A 16,458-nucleotide genomic window follows, 5' to 3' on the forward strand; every position below is an offset into this window, starting at 1 on the left:
TTGACATACGAAATATCCCGAATGCCGCGTGTTACCGTTGATGTTGGCGGAATCACAGTCATGACGGGTAGCAAATCAGGCGATACGTCTTGTACCTCTATATTGAGACTCTGAAACAGAGACTGGATGCCATAAATCAATTGCGTGTGGATCGCGCGCTTGCTGCTATGGGGCCTGCATTCCAACAGGTCTACAGTCTACTGCCGACATTGTTGCACTATCACCATCCGCTAATGCCGGGTTACCTTGATGGTAACGTTCCCAAAGGCATTTGCCTTTACACGCCTGATGAAACTCAACGCCACTACCTGAACGAGCTTGAACTGTATCGTGGAATGTCAGTACAGGACCCACCGAAAGGTGAGCTTCCAATTACTGGTGTATACACCATGGGCAGCACCTCGTCCGTAGGGCAAAGTTGTTCCTCTGACCTGGATATCTGGGTCTGTCATCAATCCTGGCTCGATAGCGAAGAGCGCCAGTTACTACAACGTAAATGTAGTCTGCTGGAAAGCTGGGCCGCCTCGCTGGGTGTGGAAGTCAGCTTCTTCCTGATTGATGAAAACCGCTTCCGTCATAATGAAAGCGGCAGCCTGGGGGGCGAAGATTGTGGCTCCACCCAGCATATACTGCTGCTTGACGAATTTTATCGTACCGCCGTGCGTCTCGCCGGTAAGCGTATTCTGTGGAATATGGTGCCGTGCGACGAAGAAGAGCATTACGACGACTATGTGATGACGCTTTACGCGCAGGGCGTGCTGACGCCAAATGAATGGCTGGATCTCGGTGGCTTAAGCTCGCTTTCTGCTGAAGAGTACTTTGGTGCCAGCCTTTGGCAGCTCTACAAGAGTATCGATTCCCCATACAAAGCGGTACTGAAAACACTGCTGCTGGAAGCCTATTCCTGGGAATACCCGAACCCACGTCTGCTGGCGAAAGATATCAAACAGCGTTTGCACGACGGCGAGATTGTATCGTTTGGTCTCGATCCATACTGCATGATGCTGGAGCGTGTTACTGAATACCTGACGGCGATTGAAGATTTTACCCGTCTGGATTTAGTACGTCGCTGCTTCTATTTAAAAGTGTGCGAAAAGCTCAGCCGTGAACGCGCCTGTGTAGGCTGGCGTCGCGCAGTGTTGAGCCAGTTAGTGAGCGAGTGGGGTTGGGACGAAGCTCGTCTGGCAATGCTCGATAACCGCGCTAACTGGAAGATTGATCAGGTGCGTGAGGCGCACAACGAGTTGCTCGACGCGATGATGCAGAGCTACCGTAATCTGATCCGCTTTGCGCGTCGCAATAACCTTAGCGTCTCCGCCAGTCCGCAGGATATCGGCGTGCTGACGCGTAAGCTGTATGCCGCGTTTGAAGCATTACCAGGTAAAGTGACGCTGGTAAACCCGCAGATTTCACCCGATCTCTCGGAACCGAATCTGACCTTTATTTATGTGCCGCCGGGCCGTGCTAACCGTTCAGGTTGGTATCTGTATAACCGCGCGCCAAATATTGAGTCGATCATCAGCCATCAGCCGCTGGAATATAACCGTTACCTGAACAAACTGGTGGCGTGGGCATGGTTTAACGGCCTGCTGACCTCGCGCACCCGTTTGTATATTAAAGGTAACGGCATTGTCGATTTGCCTAAGTTGCAGGAGATGGTCGCCGACGTGTCGCACCATTTCCCGCTGCGCTTACCTGCACCGACACCGAAGGCGCTCTACAGCCCGTGTGAGATCCGCCATCTGGCGATTATCGTTAACCTGGAATATGACCCGACAGCGGCGTTCCGCAATCAGGTGGTGCATTTTGATTTCCGTAAGCTGGATGTCTTCAGCTTTGGCGAGAATCAAAATTGCCTGGTAGGTAGCGTTGACCTGCTGTACCGCAACTCGTGGAACGAAGTGCGTACGCTGCACTTCAACGGCGAGCAATCGATGATCGAAGCCCTGAAAACTATTCTCGGCAAAATGCATCAGGACGCCGCACCGCCAGATAGCGTGGAAGTCTTCTGTTATAGCCAGCATCTGCGCGGGTTAATCCGTACTCGCGTGCAGCAACTGGTTTCTGAGTGTATTGAACTGCGCCTTTCCAGCACCCGCCAGGAAACCGGGCGTTTCAAGGCGCTGCGCGTTTCTGGTCAAACCTGGGGCTTGTTCTTCGAACGCCTGAATGTATCGGTACAGAAGCTGGAGAACGCCATCGAGTTTTATGGCGCTATTTCGCATAACAAACTGCACGGCCTGTCAGTGCAGGTTGAAACCAATCACGTCAAATTACCGGCGGTGGTGGACGGCTTTGCTAGTGAAGGGATCATCCAGTTCTTCTTCGAAGAAACGCAAGACGAGAATGGCTTTAATATCTACATTCTCGACGAAAGCAACCGGGTTGAGGTGTATCACCACTGCGAAGGCAGCAAAGAGGAACTGGTGCGTGACGTCAGTCGCTTCTACTCGTCATCGCACGACCGCTTCACCTACGGCTCAAGCTTCATCAACTTCAACCTGCCGCAGTTCTATCAGATTGTGAAGGTTGATGGTCGTGAACAGGTGATTCCGTTCCGCACAAAATCTATCGGTAACATGCCGCCTGCCAATCAGGATCACGATACGCCGCTATTACAGCAATATTTTTCGTGATGAACGTGCCGGAAAGCGAGGCTTATCCGGCATGCAATCTTAGCGGAAACTGACTGTTTCACCCGCCTGCTGTGTCGCCGCCTGTTCCAGCAAATCCCAGAAGGTTTCGCCGCTGCGATCGCAAATCCACTCATCGCCTTTCAGATCAAAATGGTAGCCGCCTTGTTTGGTTGCCAGCCATACCTGGTGCAGCGGTTCCTGGCGGTTGATAATGATTTTGCTGCCGTTTTCAAAGGTAATGGTCAGCACGCCGCCGTTGATTTCGCAGTCGATATCGCTGTCGCCATCCCAGTCGTCCAGACGCTCTTCAATGGTCAGCCACAGTTGATCAGCCAGGCGATGAAATTCACTGTCGTTCATTGTTGTATCCTGTTTTTAAGTGATGGCGGCAGTATAGCGGCATGGGGTCAGGGCTTCAAAGTTTGCACCTCTGCTGCTGCGTTCCGGCATGATTCATCCGTCACCGGAATAATGATGTCTCTGTTTTGAACTTCACGTACGTTCTCCTCTCTGACACGAGTTTTCGCCGGGCAGGGGGAGGGCGTAATCCTTACCTCTGTATCGGTCCATGTATAAACATTGCGATCGTCATAAGCGAAGCGATCGTTTTTAGTTAGCGGACCGTTAACTGGAATAATTTGCAAGCTCTTTGACCGTAATTGGCGGATAAAGTAAGCATGTTGTTTGCCGCCATTAAATGAGCGATCAATGACCAGGTCTGGCGTATCCAGCGGGATTATCTCAAGCTGGTCTTCACCAAATATCGATAATTTTGTTACATACAGCCGATCTTTATATTGCGCAATATTGCCAGTAATCAGATGAAATTGTTCAGGTTCAATACCTGGTAGGTCTATCCACTTGCTCCACTGACGGTCGGACGTGAGCTGTTTACGCCAGCGAACGCGACTTTCCCCTACTTCAAAAGAGACGTCATCATCTACGGGTATCGCTTTGCCTGATAATTGACCAAAGGGATAACGATACATACCCTTATTGTCGCGAAAAACCAGCAGTGAATGAGGTATCCAGCGAATTATCTCAAATGAGTCTGCATTCGCCGTAAGGTGAACGCCATTTAAATAAATATTCTGCCCACTGCGGATAAGCAGATCATTGGAATACAAATTTCTGTTTACACTCATAAGACGTGGATTAATACCCCACCATCTTTTTTCTAATACAGTAACATTACTGCTGCTCCCCTGACGTCGACCGGACAAATAGAGATTTTTACTATCCACCAGCGTGGTAGAGTTACCTTCGATAGCTTTTAGTGTCGCCAGATCAACACGTGACGCGCCGCTATTACTTTCGGTGCGCTGTCCGTCAAAATAGAGGCTATATTTATCGACCGCGAAGCGGCCCATAGCCTGAAAGCTGGCAATATCGACAGTGGGGGTTCCCGGTGGATTGCTAACGATTTTGCCACGCCAGAGAATAACGCGGCCGTCTGTCACCCAGTGGTATTCCTCATTTTTTATGCTTATTTCATCGGAAGGTATATAACCCGTTTTCCCAGAGATATTTTTCACAAGGCGCAAATCGGCCCTGCTCATCTCCGGAAACTGGGCAATGATTTTCTTATCCCCCCAATAACCTTTACCGTAAGACATAACACCGTGATCATTGTAATAGTCGAACCCTATGGCCTGTACAGCAGGCGTCAGAAATGTGTGTCCCAACAGGATGAGTGCAACTTGATTATTTGACCCTTCATTTTGTCGCCTCATTGCGCGGGGCAGGAATAAATTCGCCGTCATCAGTAATTTTTCCGTCCAGATATCCCGTTTTGTAATTTACGCCATAGCCATATCCCGAATGTTGTTCCTTCCAGATTAAGCGAACTTGTTTCGGATCAGCGGTGCGGTATCGCCAGAGCTGCGCGCCATCAAAGCTGTAAATGTAGCGGTTATCGCGGGCATACCATCTGCGCAAAAAGGGATGGTCATTAAGATGGGCTTCGCGTTCATCCGGAGAACGGTTATCCAGTAAGATCAGCGGTCCGTCAGATTCAAACACATGTAAACCGGAATGGTATGGCCACCCTTCGGCACGCGTAAGTAAATAGCCGTGGCGTTTCCCGGCGTTGAAACGTTTGTTGATAATAAGATTGGGATCATCAAGTTTCACGATTTCCAGCTTGCGGTCACCAGACTCTGTTTCGATGATGGTATAAAGCGAGTCCTGATACTGGGCGACAGCATCACTGATGGGTTGAAACTGCTCCGGATCGAGTCCGGGTAATTCTTCCTGTTTACAAGCAGGTCCTTTACGCCAGAACACTTTCTTTTCCAGCAGAGAAAAATCCAGACAGTGCTTTGTTAAATCTTCATCCCACGCCGGATTTTCCTTGTCGAGGACTTTACGCTGCAGCCCGTTTTTATCACGCCAGGTCAAGAGTGAGCCGGGCATCCAGCGCACGACGGAAAAGGTGTCCGGGTCGGCATCAAGCTGTTCGCCGTTGATCAGGATTTTGGTCCGTGTACGAGCCAGGGTATCCCAGGGGCCAAATGGCATAGCCACACAGGGATTAAACGCGGTAGAAAACTTTCCTCGCTGATCCCATGACTTTTGTGCCAGCACACGGAAACTATCGGGATCTGCGAGGCGATGCCCATTGATATACAAGAAATTAGCGTCACGTAATATCAGCCCCAGTAAGTCAGGATCCCGGGGAGGCCGGAATTCCACCTGATGCAGTGTTTTGATATCTAAGCGATTTCCCCCGCCATTGTTATCTGTGCGCTTGCCTTCGAAATAGAGACTGTGTTTATCTGCGGCAAAATCACCCCACGCCTTGAACGAGGCGACATCGACGGGAGGTTTGTCTGGCGGGTTTTGCACAACTTCACCCGCGTAGAGGATATAGCGACCATCGCTATGCCAGGAGTAATGAGGATACCAGGCCTGTGCGCCTTCATAGAGGTAGTCGGTTGTCAGATCAGTCAGAGGAGGTACTTTATCCCATTTGTCTAGTGTTGTCGGGTCTATTAATAAATTGGGTAAACGGCGCAAACTTTTGTAATTCACGTCAGGAAGAGAAAGATTTGTTTCTTTATAAGGGCGCAGGTATACCACGCCTTTTCCCTGTTTCTGGTAAATATTATGTTCAGGCGGATCAAGCCGACATCCCCATGCCGACGATAAAAACAATGAACAAGACAACAAACAAACCACATTGCGATAGTGCATAAAGCCATCCTGGCGCGAGGTGCCGATCACGAAACTACCAGCAGAACATAATTCCTCGCACGTAAGCGTAACTTTTGCGGCAAATCGTCACTTTTCAGAATCTATAAAGGCCATCGCTATTTTCTGATAGTTGCTGGGGTAAACTTGAGGTTTTCATTCATGATATAAATACGAGCTACTGCGCCATGGTGTGACTGATCACGTTAAAATGTGCCGGATTGACGCCGGGAAGGGTGTCAACATGCGACTCTGCCCACCGTTACCTACTTTATTGTCTTTCGCGTGTTGTACTTAGGTCCCACCACCGGTATCTAACATTCCCCACATTATTACGCTTTCTGCCGAACGTGATTTTTATAGAAATCTATCAATTCATTTTCCCTGTACCATAAAGTTTATCTTTCACATCCTGCCGAACGCGGGTCTTGTACCCCCCGTTGTGAAGATCTTCATACGGAGAAAAAGAATCTTTACTCCACCCCAGCAGCACTTTATCGCCAGGCATAAAATGCACATGCAGAAAATCTTCTCCCCATTCTCTTTTGGGGAGAGGTAACGTCATATTCCGTTTCTCCAGACGCATTCCAGCATTATACTGTGTACGAGTAGTACTTAATGTCCAGATAACCTCTGCCGTATCCCCACTGACATCACCACAACAGGTGATTGAACCGCCACCATTTGCAAAAGCATTCGCGCCCGCCACGCCGTTAACACTGAATCCCAGTATCGGACGGTCAATTTCACTGTGGATTTCCAGAATCACTCCACCTCTTGGTCCTCCCCATACTGCCTGTCCTATATTCCACAACACGACCAGTACCGGAACGACAATTAACGTCCGCCATACCCAGCGCCCCCAGCGGGCATAACCGCGCGTAAGCTTTTGGTCAAATTTTTCCAGTTGGGTAAATAGCCCCATCAGATTTTATTCCCTCTTATCACCAGGTTGGCAAAGTTGTATGTCACTGGCGACTAAGGTCAGACAACGAAATTGCATGGTGCGCCACTCTATTAAAAGCCCCATGCCGACGATAAGAACAATGAACAAGACAACAAACAAACCACATTGCGATAGTGCATAAAGCCATCCTGGCGCGAGGTGCCGATCACGAAACTACCAGCAAAACATAAATCCCCACGTGTAAGCGTTATACTCGCAGCATTTCCTCACTTTTCAGACTTCATAAAGAGTCGCTAAACGCTTGCTTTTACGCCTTCTCCTGCGATGATAGAAAGCAGAAAGCGATGAACTTTACAGGCAATCCATAATGAAAAACGTGTTTAAGGCACTCACTGTATTAATTACTCTCTTCAGCCTGACGGGCTGCGGTCTGAAAGGTCCGCTCTATTTCCCGCCTGCAGATAAAAACGCACCGCCGCCGACCAAACCGGTAGAGACGCAAACGCAATCCACGGTGCCGGATAAAAACGATCGCGCCACTGGCGATGGTCCATCCCAGGTGAATTACTAAAAGTCAGTTTCTGTACCCGCGTGATTGGAGTAAATGATGCAGTTCTCGAAAATGCATGGCCTTGGCAACGATTTTATGGTCGTCGACGCGGTAACGCAGAATGTCTTTTTTTCACCGGAGCTGATTCGTCGCCTGGCTGATCGGCACCTGGGAGTAGGGTTTGACCAACTGCTGGTGGTTGAGCCGCCGTATGATCCTGAACTGGATTTTCACTATCGCATTTTCAATGCTGATGGCAGTGAAGTGGCGCAGTGCGGCAATGGTGCGCGCTGCTTTGCCCGTTTTGTGCGTCTGAAAGGGCTGACCAATAAGCGCGATATCCGCGTCAGCACCGCCAACGGGCGGATGGTTCTGACCGTCACCGATGATGATCTGGTCCGCGTAAATATGGGCGAACCCAACTTCGAACCTTCCGCCGTGCCGTTTCGCGCTAACAAAGCGGAAAAGACCTATATTATGCGCGCCGCCGAGCAGACAATCTTATGCGGCGTGGTGTCGATGGGAAATCCGCATTGCGTGATTCAGGTCGATGATGTCGATACCGCGGCGGTAGAAACGCTTGGTCCTGTTCTGGAAAGCCACGAGCGTTTTCCGGAGCGAGCCAATATCGGTTTTATGCAAGTGGTTAAGCGCGAGCATATTCGTTTACGCGTTTATGAGCGTGGGGCAGGAGAAACCCAGGCCTGCGGCAGCGGCGCGTGTGCGGCGGTTGCAGTAGGGATTCAGCAAGGTTTGCTGGCCGAAGAAGTACGCGTGGAACTCCCCGGCGGTCGTCTTGATATCGCCTGGAAAGGTCCGGGTCACCCGTTATATATGACTGGCCCGGCGGTACATGTCTACGACGGATTTATTCATCTATGAAGCAACCAGGGGAAGAACTGCAGGAAACACTCACGGAGCTTGATGACCGGGCGGTTGTCGATTATCTGATTAAAAATCCTGAGTTTTTTATCCGTAATGCGCGCGCAGTAGAAGCGATACGTGTGCCGCATCCGGTACGCGGCACCGTTTCGTTGGTCGAGTGGCACATGGCCCGCGCACGTAATCATATTCATGTTCTGGAAGAGAACATGGCGCTGTTGATGGAACAGGCTATCGCCAACGAAGGCCTGTTTTATCGCCTACTCTACCTGCAGCGCAGTCTCACCGCCGCCAGCAGTCTCGACGATATGCTGATGCGCTTTCACCGCTGGGCGCGCGATCTCGGCCTGGCAGGTGCGAGTCTGCGCCTGTTTCCGGATCGCTGGCGCTTAGGTGCGCCGTCGAACCACACTCATCTGGCATTAAGCCGTCAGTCTTTCGAACCGCTGCGTATTCAGCGTTTGGGGCAGGAACAGCACTATCTTGGGCCGCTTAACGGACCAGAGCTGCTGGTGGTGCTACCGGAAGCGAAAGCGGTGGGATCGGTGGCGATGTCGATGCTGGGAAGCGATGCTGATTTGGGTGTCGTGCTGTTTACCAGTCGCGATGCCAGTCACTATCAACAAGGGCAAGGAACGCAGTTACTTCATGAAATTGCGCTGATGTTGCCGGAGCTTCTGGAGCGTTGGATTGAACGCGTATGACCGATTTACACACCGATGTAGAACGCTACCTACGTTATCTGAGCGTGGAGCGCCAGCTTAGCCCGATAACCCTGCTTAACTACCAGCGTCAGCTTGAGGCGATCATCAATTTTGCCAGCGAAAACGGCCTGCAAAGCTGGCAGCAATGTGATGTGACGATGGTGCGCAATTTTGCTGTACGCAGTCGCCGTAAAGGGCTGGGAGCAGCAAGCCTCGCGTTACGGCTTTCTGCGCTACGTAGCTTTTTTGACTGGCTGGTCAGCCAGAACGAACTCAAAGCTAACCCGGCGAAAGGAGTTTCGGCACCGAAAGCGCCGCGTCATCTGCCGAAAAACATCGACGTCGACGATATGAATCGGCTGCTGGATATTGATATCAACGATCCCCTCGCTGTACGCGACCGTGCAATGCTGGAAGTGATGTACGGCGCGGGTCTGCGTCTTTCCGAGCTGGTGGGGCTGGATATCAAACACCTCGACCTGGAGTCTGGTGAAGTGTGGGTAATGGGGAAAGGCAGCAAAGAGCGCCGCCTGCCGATTGGTCGCAACGCTGTGGCGTGGATTGAGCACTGGCTTGATTTGCGCGACCTGTTTGGTAGCGAAGACGACGCGCTTTTTCTGTCGAAACTGGGCAAGCGTATCTCCGCGCGTAATGTGCAGAAACGCTTTGCCGAATGGGGCATAAAACAAGGGCTGAATAATCACGTTCACCCACATAAATTACGTCACTCGTTCGCTACGCATATGCTGGAGTCGAGCGGCGATCTTCGTGGTGTGCAGGAGCTGCTGGGTCATGCCAACCTCTCCACCACGCAAATCTATACTCATCTTGATTTTCAACACCTTGCCTCGGTGTACGATGCGGCGCATCCACGCGCCAAACGGGGGAAATAATGCGTTTTTACCGGCCTTTGGGGCGCATCTCGGCGCTCACCTTTGACCTGGATGATACCCTTTACGATAACCGTCCGGTGATTTTGCGCACCGAGCGAGAGGCGCTTACCTTTGTGCAAAATTATCATCCGGCGCTGCGCAGCTTCCAGAATGAAGATCTGCAACGCCTGCGCCAGGCGGTACGGGAAGCGGAACCCGAGATTTATCACGACGTGACGCGTTGGCGTTTTCGTTCGATTGAACAAGCGATGCTCGACGCCGGGCTGAGTGCCGAAGAAGCCAGTGCAGGCGCACACGCAGCAATGATTAACTTTGCCAAATGGCGCAGCCGAATCGACGTCCCGCAGCAAACTCACGACACCTTAAAACAGCTGGCGAAGAAATGGCCGCTGGTGGCGATCACCAACGGTAACGCCCAGCCGGAACTGTTTGGTTTGGGGGATTATTTTGAGTTTGTGCTGCGCGCTGGCCCGCACGGGCGCTCAAAACCGTTCAGCGATATGTACTTTTTGGCTGCGGAAAAACTCAACGTGCCGATCGGCGAGATCTTACATGTTGGGGACGATCTCACCACTGACGTGGGTGGGGCAATTCGCAGCGGAATGCAGGCTTGTTGGATCAGACCGGAAAATGGCGATCTGATGCAAACCTGGGACAGCCGTTTACTGCCGCATCTGGAAATTTCCCGGTTGGCATCTCTGACCTCGCTGATATAATCAGCAAATCTGTATATATACCCAGCTTTTTGGCGGAGGGCGTTGCGCTTCTCCGCCCAACCTATTTTTACGCGGCGGTGCCAATGGACGTTTCTTACCTGCTCGACAGCCTTAATGACAAACAGCGCGAAGCGGTGGCCGCGCCACGCAGCAACCTTCTGGTGCTGGCGGGCGCGGGCAGTGGTAAGACGCGCGTACTGGTGCATCGTATCGCCTGGCTGATGAGCGTGGAAAACTGCTCGCCATACTCGATTATGGCGGTGACGTTTACCAACAAAGCGGCGGCGGAGATGCGTCATCGTATCGGGCAACTGATGGGCACCAGCCAGGGCGGCATGTGGGTCGGCACCTTCCACGGGCTGGCGCACCGCCTGCTGCGTGCGCACCATATGGACGCCAATCTGCCGCAGGATTTCCAGATCCTCGATAGCGAGGACCAGCTGCGCCTGCTTAAGCGTCTGATCAAAGCCATGAACCTCGACGAGAAGCAGTGGCCGCCGCGCCAGGCAATGTGGTACATCAACAGCCAGAAAGATGAAGGCCTGCGTCCGCATCATATTCAAAGCTACGGTAATCCGGTGGAGCAGACCTGGCAGAAGGTGTATCAGGCGTATCAGGAAGCGTGTGACCGCGCGGGCCTGGTGGACTTCGCCGAGCTGCTGCTGCGCGCTCACGAACTGTGGCTTAACAAGCCGCATATCCTACAACACTACCGCGAACGTTTTACCAATATCCTGGTGGACGAATTCCAGGATACCAACAACATTCAGTACGCGTGGATCCGCCTGCTGGCGGGCGACACCGGCAAAGTGATGATCGTCGGTGATGACGACCAGTCAATCTACGGCTGGCGCGGGGCGCAGGTGGAGAATATTCAGCGTTTCCTTAATGATTTCCCCGGTGCCGAAACTATTCGTCTGGAGCAAAACTACCGCTCTACCAGCAATATTCTGAGCGCCGCTAACGCCCTGATTGAAAACAATAACGGGCGTCTGGGTAAAAAACTGTGGACCGATGGCGCGGACGGTGAGCCTATTTCCCTCTATTGCGCTTTTAACGAACTCGATGAAGCGCGTTTTGTGGTTAACCGCATCAAAACCTGGCAGGACAACGGCGGGGCGCTTGCCGAGTGCGCCATTCTCTACCGCAGTAACGCCCAGTCGCGTGTACTGGAAGAAGCACTGTTGCAGGCCAGTATGCCGTACCGTATTTACGGCGGGATGCGCTTCTTCGAACGCCAGGAAATCAAAGACGCGCTCTCGTATCTGCGTCTGATTGCCAACCGTAACGACGACGCGGCGTTTGAGCGCGTGGTGAATACGCCAACGCGGGGTATTGGTGACCGGACGCTGGACGTGGTACGTCAGACATCGCGCGATCGCCAGTTAACACTCTGGCAGGCATGTCGTGAACTGTTGCAGGAAAAAGCCCTCGCCGGGCGAGCTGCCAGCGCCTTGCAGCGATTTATGGAATTAATCGATGCCTTAGCGCAAGAAACTGCCGATATGCCGCTGCATGTACAGACTGACCGGGTAATTAAAGACTCCGGCCTGCGCACCATGTACGAGCAGGAGAAGGGCGAAAAAGGCCAGACGCGTATCGAAAACTTAGAGGAACTGGTGACGGCAACGCGCCAGTTCAGCTACAACGAAGAAGATGAAGATTTAATGCCGCTGCAGGCATTCCTCTCCCATGCGGCGCTGGAAGCGGGCGAGGGGCAGGCGGATACCTGGCAGGATGCAGTGCAGTTGATGACGCTGCACTCGGCGAAAGGCCTGGAGTTCCCGCAGGTGTTTATTGTCGGTATGGAAGAGGGTATGTTCCCAAGCCAGATGTCGCTGGATGAAGGCGGGCGTCTGGAAGAAGAACGCCGTCTGGCCTACGTTGGTGTAACCCGCGCGATGCAGAAACTGACGCTGACCTACGCGGAAACCCGCCGTCTGTATGGTAAAGAGGTTTACCATCGCCCGTCGCGCTTTATCGGCGAGCTGCCGGAAGAGTGTGTGGAAGAGGTGCGCCTGCGCGCTACGGTAAGTCGTCCGGTCAGCCATCAACGGATGGGGACGCCGATGGTCGAGAACGACAGCGGCTACAAGCTCGGTCAGCGTGTACGCCACGCTAAGTTTGGTGAAGGCACCATCGTCAATATGGAAGGCAGCGGCGAGCATAGCCGTTTGCAGGTGGCATTCCAGGGCCAGGGTATTAAATGGCTGGTGGCGGCATACGCCCGGCTGGAGTCGGTGTAACGTTGCCGGATGCGGTGCTGCGCACCTTATTTGGCCTAAAAAATCATTCATATTCAATAAATTGCAACGTCATGTAGGCCGGATAGGGCGTTTACGCCGCATCCGGCATCTGCGCCATCTTCAGTATCTGACACAAAACTATCGTTTTAACCTTTCCGCTCTACGGAAATCATGGTGACAAAAGGATAGCGTTGCCACGGGATTGCCCCGCCTTTCATATACATATGTGAAATCGTGCCATCAAGATAAAGCAGCTGCTCAACGTTCAGTTTCGCTTTGGCATAACAGGCAAAATCATAAAAATTTGTCGCCTGCTGGCTCAACAAAAACACGGCATTCCCATGTTTATTAATCCCAACACCGTTACGAATTTTACGTGAGGCGACGTTGGGATGAATACGCGGATTAATTACACTGTTTTCCATCAACATTGGCCCTGACTGCACCGCAAACTGAATCTCTTTACTGGTTTTGAAGGCATCCAGACGAACGATGCCGACTTTATCTCCCGCGACATAAAACACGCCGCCAGGACGGATAAAGAAATTCCCTTCACCTGAAGCGAGATTTAACGCCACCTTCTGCTGACCGTTTTCGATGTACAAACCGAGCGGCGCATAGCTTTCATCATAGATGCCGCCGTTCATCGCCATCTGCACCTGACCCTGACTATTCATATCCGCCAGCAGAGCATGTAAAGTTCCCCACGCTTCGCCATTGGCTTTTTGCCAGTACATTTTCACCCGCTCTGTTTGAGGATTAACGGTATACGCCTGTACGGTCAGCGTCGGATCTGAGAGTGCGCAATCATCAGCGGCAACAGCAAACAAGGGAAGTAAGGTGAGGGCGAGAAAAATCCGTTTGAGATTCAAGGTGATCATTCCTTTACCAATGAGTAGCCGATGCGCCATTATAGGTCCTGGATGTTGGATTTTTTTATCCTGTTAGCGACCTTGACGAGTACCAAAAAGCGCGAAGTTCAACTATTGTTCTGTGGTGTTCTGTTGCGTGTTGACGGCAAAATTTTGCTGGCGTAACATGCGCGCACGATCACTCTAAGAGGACATTCGCCTTGGACACACCCAGTAGATACTGGCTCACTATCCTGTCATCCAGGATCAACTCCTAAGGCTATCCCTTTTTGCTGATAGCCTTAGCGGTTGTCAGCGACCTCAATTTTTCCCGTCGCGCTGAGTCAGGCTGTTTAATGGTCTGAAACCCAATTTGTTTCTGTGTGCCCACCGAACTGTCCGATATTTTAAGCATTGGGAGTCCCGGTCATGCTGAGCGCATTTCAACTGGAAAATAACCGACTGACCCGGCTGGAAGTCGAAGAGTCACAACCCCTTGTAAATGCAGTATGGATTGATCTTGTCGAACCGGACGACGACGAGCGACTGCGCGTACAATCTGAACTTGGCCAGAGCCTGGCAACCCGCCCGGAACTGGAAGACATCGAAGCATCGGCACGTTTCTTTGAAGACGATGACGGCCTGCATATTCACTCCTTCTTCTTCTTTGAAGATGCGGAAGATCACGCCGGTAACTCCACTGTGGCATTTACCATCCGTGATGGTCGTCTGTTTACTCTGCGTGAGCGTGAACTGCCTGCATTCCGTCTGTATCGTATGCGCGCCCGTAGCCAGTCAATGGTGGACGGTAACGCCTACGAGCTGCTGTTGGATCTGTTCGAAACCAAAATCGAACAGCTGGCAGATGAAATTGAAAATATCTACAGCGATCTGGAGCAGTTGAGCCGGGTAATTATGGAAGGGCATCAGGGCGATGAGTACGATGAGGCGCTCTCCACGCTGGCGGAACTGGAAGATATCGGCTGGAAAGTTCGCCTGTGTCTGATGGATACCCAGCGTGCGCTCAACTTCCTGGTACGCAAGGCGCGTTTACCGGGTGGGCAACTGGAGCAGGCGCGTGAAATCCTGCGAGATATCGAATCCCTGCTGCCGCATAACGAATCCCTGTTCCAGAAGGTGAACTTCCTGATGCAGGCGGCGATGGGCTTTATCAACATCGAGCAGAACCGCATCATCAAAATCTTCTCGGTGGTATCCGTGGTATTCCTGCCGCCGACGCTCGTTGCTTCCAGCTATGGGATGAACTTTGAGTTTATGCCAGAACTGAAGTGGAGTTTCGGCTACCCAGGCGCGATTATCTTTATGATCCTCGCGGGCCTGGCACCGTATCTGTACTTTAAGCGCAAGAACTGGCTGTAATATGAGTGCCGGATAAAGCTATTTTTTTATCCGGCTTATTTCTAAAAATTGTCTTATTTAAAGTCATGCGGATTGAAAACTCGCTCTATTTTATTTTCTTGTGTTAATTGATACTCAGTAAAATCGTTAATACCAATATGAGTGTTACGATAAGGGTATTCATTAATAACCATTAAGTAATTTTTCACGATGCAATTATCATTGCTCTTAATTGTCGGGAAACAGTAGAGATCTTCATACGGCCCTTCGATATATTTTTTATAGTCAGTGAAGCCATTACCGATATCAATGACATACCAGGTATGCCAACTACCTTCTGGTAGGGGATGTTGATTTTTAATTTCATTCTGATGCTTCAGATACCAATTTATTTTATCGCTGTCAGTCCATGGCAGATGATCAACGACCAGAAAGACTGAATTGCCAGCATCAGAGTATGTATACAAAATCTGTACAGGACGCAATGTCCATAAATTATAGATGCAGCATAGAAGAAATAAACATAATATAATTTTCTGGAGTTTGCTTTTCATAGATAATTTTCGATTCTTTCGATAGTGTTAAAATTGGTGAAAAAAGGTTTGAAAGCAAAGTCTTTATGCCGTTGTAAAAAGAACCATATGCGAAAAAATCTATATTTGCTGTAAGTCTTGTTTTTGATATCAGTTACATCAAGACCGAAGTGGTCCTGTGCTACAAAATGAATTGTTGCACTCCATCCTATAGCGTAGTTTTGAAAACTTAAAAGAGATATTTTTTGAGCTGAAATATCATGAACACTGATTCCTAAGCCATTAAAACTGTCCTCGAAGTCATTAAATTTATTTAGTCTTGATGAAAGTAATTTGGTTTTAATGCTTTGCAGGATAAGAGGTTGGTATCCTGTCGAGGGAGTTGAATTAATGCCATTTTCGATACATTCTTTGATTATTCGTATTGGACTATTATAACCATATTTATTTATTTTTTCATGAAAAGATAAATTTAATTGTTGGCTATGAAAATTGCTGCCATTTCCATATCTAAAATGTTCAATCAGATCTTCGATAAGTGTTTTATTTTGTCCAAAAAAGGAAAACATTTTTGCTAGTTCTTTCATTTCTGCAAATAAAATATCAGTGCATTCACGTTGTGATATTTTTGTTCCGGAACTTGAGGCACTAAAAGCAACATTAATAGAACCTGGGCCAGGGAAATGGTATTTAATAAGTCTGTAAGGATCAACTTTTGCTGAGATATCGCTTAGGCCGAGTGAGAGAAAGTCTTGTTCTACCATATCACCATATTGCATATCATCAGCAGAAAAATCATCGAATAAACTAATAGTTTCGAAAAGTGTACAGGGAATATTAATTGGCGGAAGTAATATGTTATTCATTTGCATTTGCCTTGGTTATATTTAAGCTCAATGTCAATTCGAGAACAAATGCTAGGGTAAAAAAATATTTAAAAAAGAAGTACATTTCACATTTTTTCATTACATCTCTGAAGAGAACCTCGT

At 50.1% G+C, this 16,458-nt stretch carries 15 protein-coding genes and 1 pseudogene; 9 read left to right on the forward strand and 7 right to left on the reverse strand.

Annotation, left to right across the window (positions count from 1 at the left end; all coding sequences use genetic code 11):
• Positions 1-89 precede the first annotated feature (89 nt).
• Positions 90-2,636: a class I adenylate cyclase gene (gene cyaA / locus ACJHXA_RS16820; RefSeq protein ID WP_000281680.1), complete on the forward strand. Its 2,547-nt coding sequence runs from the start codon at positions 90-92 to the stop codon at positions 2,634-2,636.
• A gap of 39 nt (positions 2,637-2,675) precedes the next feature.
• Here the strand turns inward: cyaA and cyaY are convergent, their stop codons facing one another.
• The 4 genes and pseudogenes from cyaY to ACJHXA_RS16840 form a co-directional block, all read right to left on the reverse strand.
• Entirely contained in the window at positions 2,676-2,996 is a 321-nt protein-coding gene (gene cyaY, locus ACJHXA_RS16825; RefSeq protein WP_000999947.1) for an iron donor protein CyaY, read from the reverse strand.
• A gap of 47 nt (positions 2,997-3,043) precedes the next feature.
• Positions 3,044-4,356 (reverse strand): annotated as a pseudogene (locus tag ACJHXA_RS16830) (DKNYY family protein).
• Positions 4,353-5,861 carry a hypothetical protein gene (locus tag ACJHXA_RS16835; protein ID WP_000580515.1) on the reverse strand — a complete coding sequence of 503 codons (1,509 nt, stop codon included), beginning with the start codon at positions 5,859-5,861 and terminating at the stop codon, positions 4,353-4,355. Before ACJHXA_RS16835 ends, ACJHXA_RS16830 begins: the two are co-directional and overlap by 4 nt.
• Before the next feature lie 337 nt (positions 5,862-6,198).
• Positions 6,199-6,753 (reverse strand): DUF3304 domain-containing protein, encoded by a 555-nt coding sequence (locus ACJHXA_RS16840; protein ID WP_000522552.1) that lies wholly within the window; start codon positions 6,751-6,753, stop codon positions 6,199-6,201.
• A gap of 349 nt (positions 6,754-7,102) precedes the next feature.
• On the opposite strand from ACJHXA_RS16840, the gene lptM reads away from it, so the two are divergent.
• The 6 genes from lptM to uvrD all read left to right on the forward strand — a co-directional run bounded on the left by lptM (position 7,103) and on the right by uvrD (position 12,726).
• The gene (lptM, locus tag ACJHXA_RS16845) at positions 7,103-7,306 is read left to right on the forward strand and encodes an LPS translocon maturation chaperone LptM (protein ID WP_000799884.1); all 204 of its coding nucleotides are present in this window, start codon (positions 7,103-7,105) and stop codon (positions 7,304-7,306) included.
• Positions 7,307-7,342: 36 nt separating this feature from the next.
• Positions 7,343-8,167, forward strand: coding sequence for a diaminopimelate epimerase (gene dapF / locus ACJHXA_RS16850; RefSeq protein ID WP_001160654.1), 825 nt, complete (start codon positions 7,343-7,345; stop codon positions 8,165-8,167).
• Positions 8,164-8,871 (forward strand): DUF484 domain-containing protein, encoded by a 708-nt coding sequence (locus ACJHXA_RS16855; protein ID WP_000812796.1) that lies wholly within the window; start codon positions 8,164-8,166, stop codon positions 8,869-8,871. The genes dapF and ACJHXA_RS16855 overlap by 4 nt, the downstream gene beginning before the upstream one ends.
• Positions 8,868-9,764: a tyrosine recombinase XerC gene (xerC, locus tag ACJHXA_RS16860; RefSeq protein WP_000130691.1), complete on the forward strand. Its 897-nt coding sequence runs from the start codon at positions 8,868-8,870 to the stop codon at positions 9,762-9,764. Before ACJHXA_RS16855 ends, xerC begins: the two co-directional genes overlap by 4 nt.
• A complete protein-coding gene (gene yigB / locus ACJHXA_RS16865; RefSeq protein ID WP_001213584.1) occupies positions 9,764-10,480 on the forward strand; it encodes a 5-amino-6-(5-phospho-D-ribitylamino)uracil phosphatase YigB in 717 nt (238 codons plus the stop codon). The genes xerC and yigB overlap by 1 nt, the downstream gene beginning before the upstream one ends.
• An 83-nt stretch (positions 10,481-10,563) precedes the next feature.
• The gene (gene uvrD / locus ACJHXA_RS16870; RefSeq protein ID WP_000383406.1) at positions 10,564-12,726 is read left to right on the forward strand and encodes a DNA helicase II; all 2,163 of its coding nucleotides are present in this window, start codon (positions 10,564-10,566) and stop codon (positions 12,724-12,726) included.
• Between the two features lie 146 nt (positions 12,727-12,872).
• Here the strand turns inward: uvrD and ACJHXA_RS16875 are convergent, their stop codons facing one another.
• Complete coding sequence (locus ACJHXA_RS16875; RefSeq protein ID WP_000951164.1) at positions 12,873-13,637, reverse strand: phosphodiester glycosidase family protein; 765 nt, start codon at positions 13,635-13,637, stop codon at positions 12,873-12,875.
• Between the two features lie 161 nt (positions 13,638-13,798).
• Between ACJHXA_RS16875 and ysgD the strand changes: the two genes are divergently transcribed.
• Together ysgD and corA are read left to right on the forward strand one after the other, a co-directional pair.
• Positions 13,799-13,855, forward strand: coding sequence for a protein YsgD (gene ysgD / locus ACJHXA_RS16880; protein WP_211180520.1), 57 nt, complete (start codon positions 13,799-13,801; stop codon positions 13,853-13,855).
• Positions 13,856-14,006: 151 nt separating this feature from the next.
• Entirely contained in the window at positions 14,007-14,957 is a 951-nt protein-coding gene (gene corA / locus ACJHXA_RS16885; protein WP_000947159.1) for a magnesium/cobalt transporter CorA, read from the forward strand.
• Positions 14,958-15,010: 53 nt separating this feature from the next.
• Here the strand turns inward: corA and ACJHXA_RS16890 are convergent, their stop codons facing one another.
• Positions 15,011-15,490 carry a DUF943 family protein gene (locus tag ACJHXA_RS16890; RefSeq protein WP_000837561.1) on the reverse strand — a complete coding sequence of 160 codons (480 nt, stop codon included), beginning with the start codon at positions 15,488-15,490 and terminating at the stop codon, positions 15,011-15,013.
• A complete protein-coding gene (locus ACJHXA_RS16895; RefSeq protein ID WP_001059699.1) occupies positions 15,487-16,335 on the reverse strand; it encodes a YPO3983 family protein in 849 nt (282 codons plus the stop codon). Before ACJHXA_RS16895 ends, ACJHXA_RS16890 begins: the two co-directional genes overlap by 4 nt.
• Between the last annotated feature and the right edge of the window lie 123 nt (positions 16,336-16,458).

Origin of the sequence: Escherichia sp. WS33, assembly GCF_046486385.1 — a bacterium.
GTDB lineage: Bacteria > Pseudomonadota > Gammaproteobacteria > Enterobacterales > Enterobacteriaceae > ECMA0423.

What these genes read in the sequence shown, in the direction of transcription:
- cyaY (WP_000999947.1), bottom strand. Translation starts at nt 2,996, where the DNA reads ATGAACGACAGTGAATTTCATCGCCTGGCTGATCAACTGTGGCTGACC.
- ACJHXA_RS16840 (WP_000522552.1), bottom strand. Translation starts at nt 6,753, where the DNA reads ATGGGGCTATTTACCCAACTGGAAAAATTTGACCAAAAGCTTACGCGC.
- lptM (WP_000799884.1), top strand. Translation starts at nt 7,103, where the DNA reads ATGAAAAACGTGTTTAAGGCACTCACTGTATTAATTACTCTCTTCAGC.
- dapF (WP_001160654.1), top strand. Translation starts at nt 7,343, where the DNA reads ATGCAGTTCTCGAAAATGCATGGCCTTGGCAACGATTTTATGGTCGTC.
- ACJHXA_RS16855 (WP_000812796.1), top strand. Translation starts at nt 8,164, where the DNA reads ATGAAGCAACCAGGGGAAGAACTGCAGGAAACACTCACGGAGCTTGAT.
- xerC (WP_000130691.1), top strand. Translation starts at nt 8,868, where the DNA reads ATGACCGATTTACACACCGATGTAGAACGCTACCTACGTTATCTGAGC.
- yigB (WP_001213584.1), top strand. Translation starts at nt 9,764, where the DNA reads ATGCGTTTTTACCGGCCTTTGGGGCGCATCTCGGCGCTCACCTTTGAC.
- uvrD (WP_000383406.1), top strand. Translation starts at nt 10,564, where the DNA reads ATGGACGTTTCTTACCTGCTCGACAGCCTTAATGACAAACAGCGCGAA.
- ACJHXA_RS16875 (WP_000951164.1), bottom strand. Translation starts at nt 13,637, where the DNA reads ATGGCGCATCGGCTACTCATTGGTAAAGGAATGATCACCTTGAATCTC.
- corA (WP_000947159.1), top strand. Translation starts at nt 14,007, where the DNA reads ATGCTGAGCGCATTTCAACTGGAAAATAACCGACTGACCCGGCTGGAA.
- ACJHXA_RS16890 (WP_000837561.1), bottom strand. Translation starts at nt 15,490, where the DNA reads ATGAAAAGCAAACTCCAGAAAATTATATTATGTTTATTTCTTCTATGC.
- ACJHXA_RS16895 (WP_001059699.1), bottom strand. Translation starts at nt 16,335, where the DNA reads ATGAATAACATATTACTTCCGCCAATTAATATTCCCTGTACACTTTTC.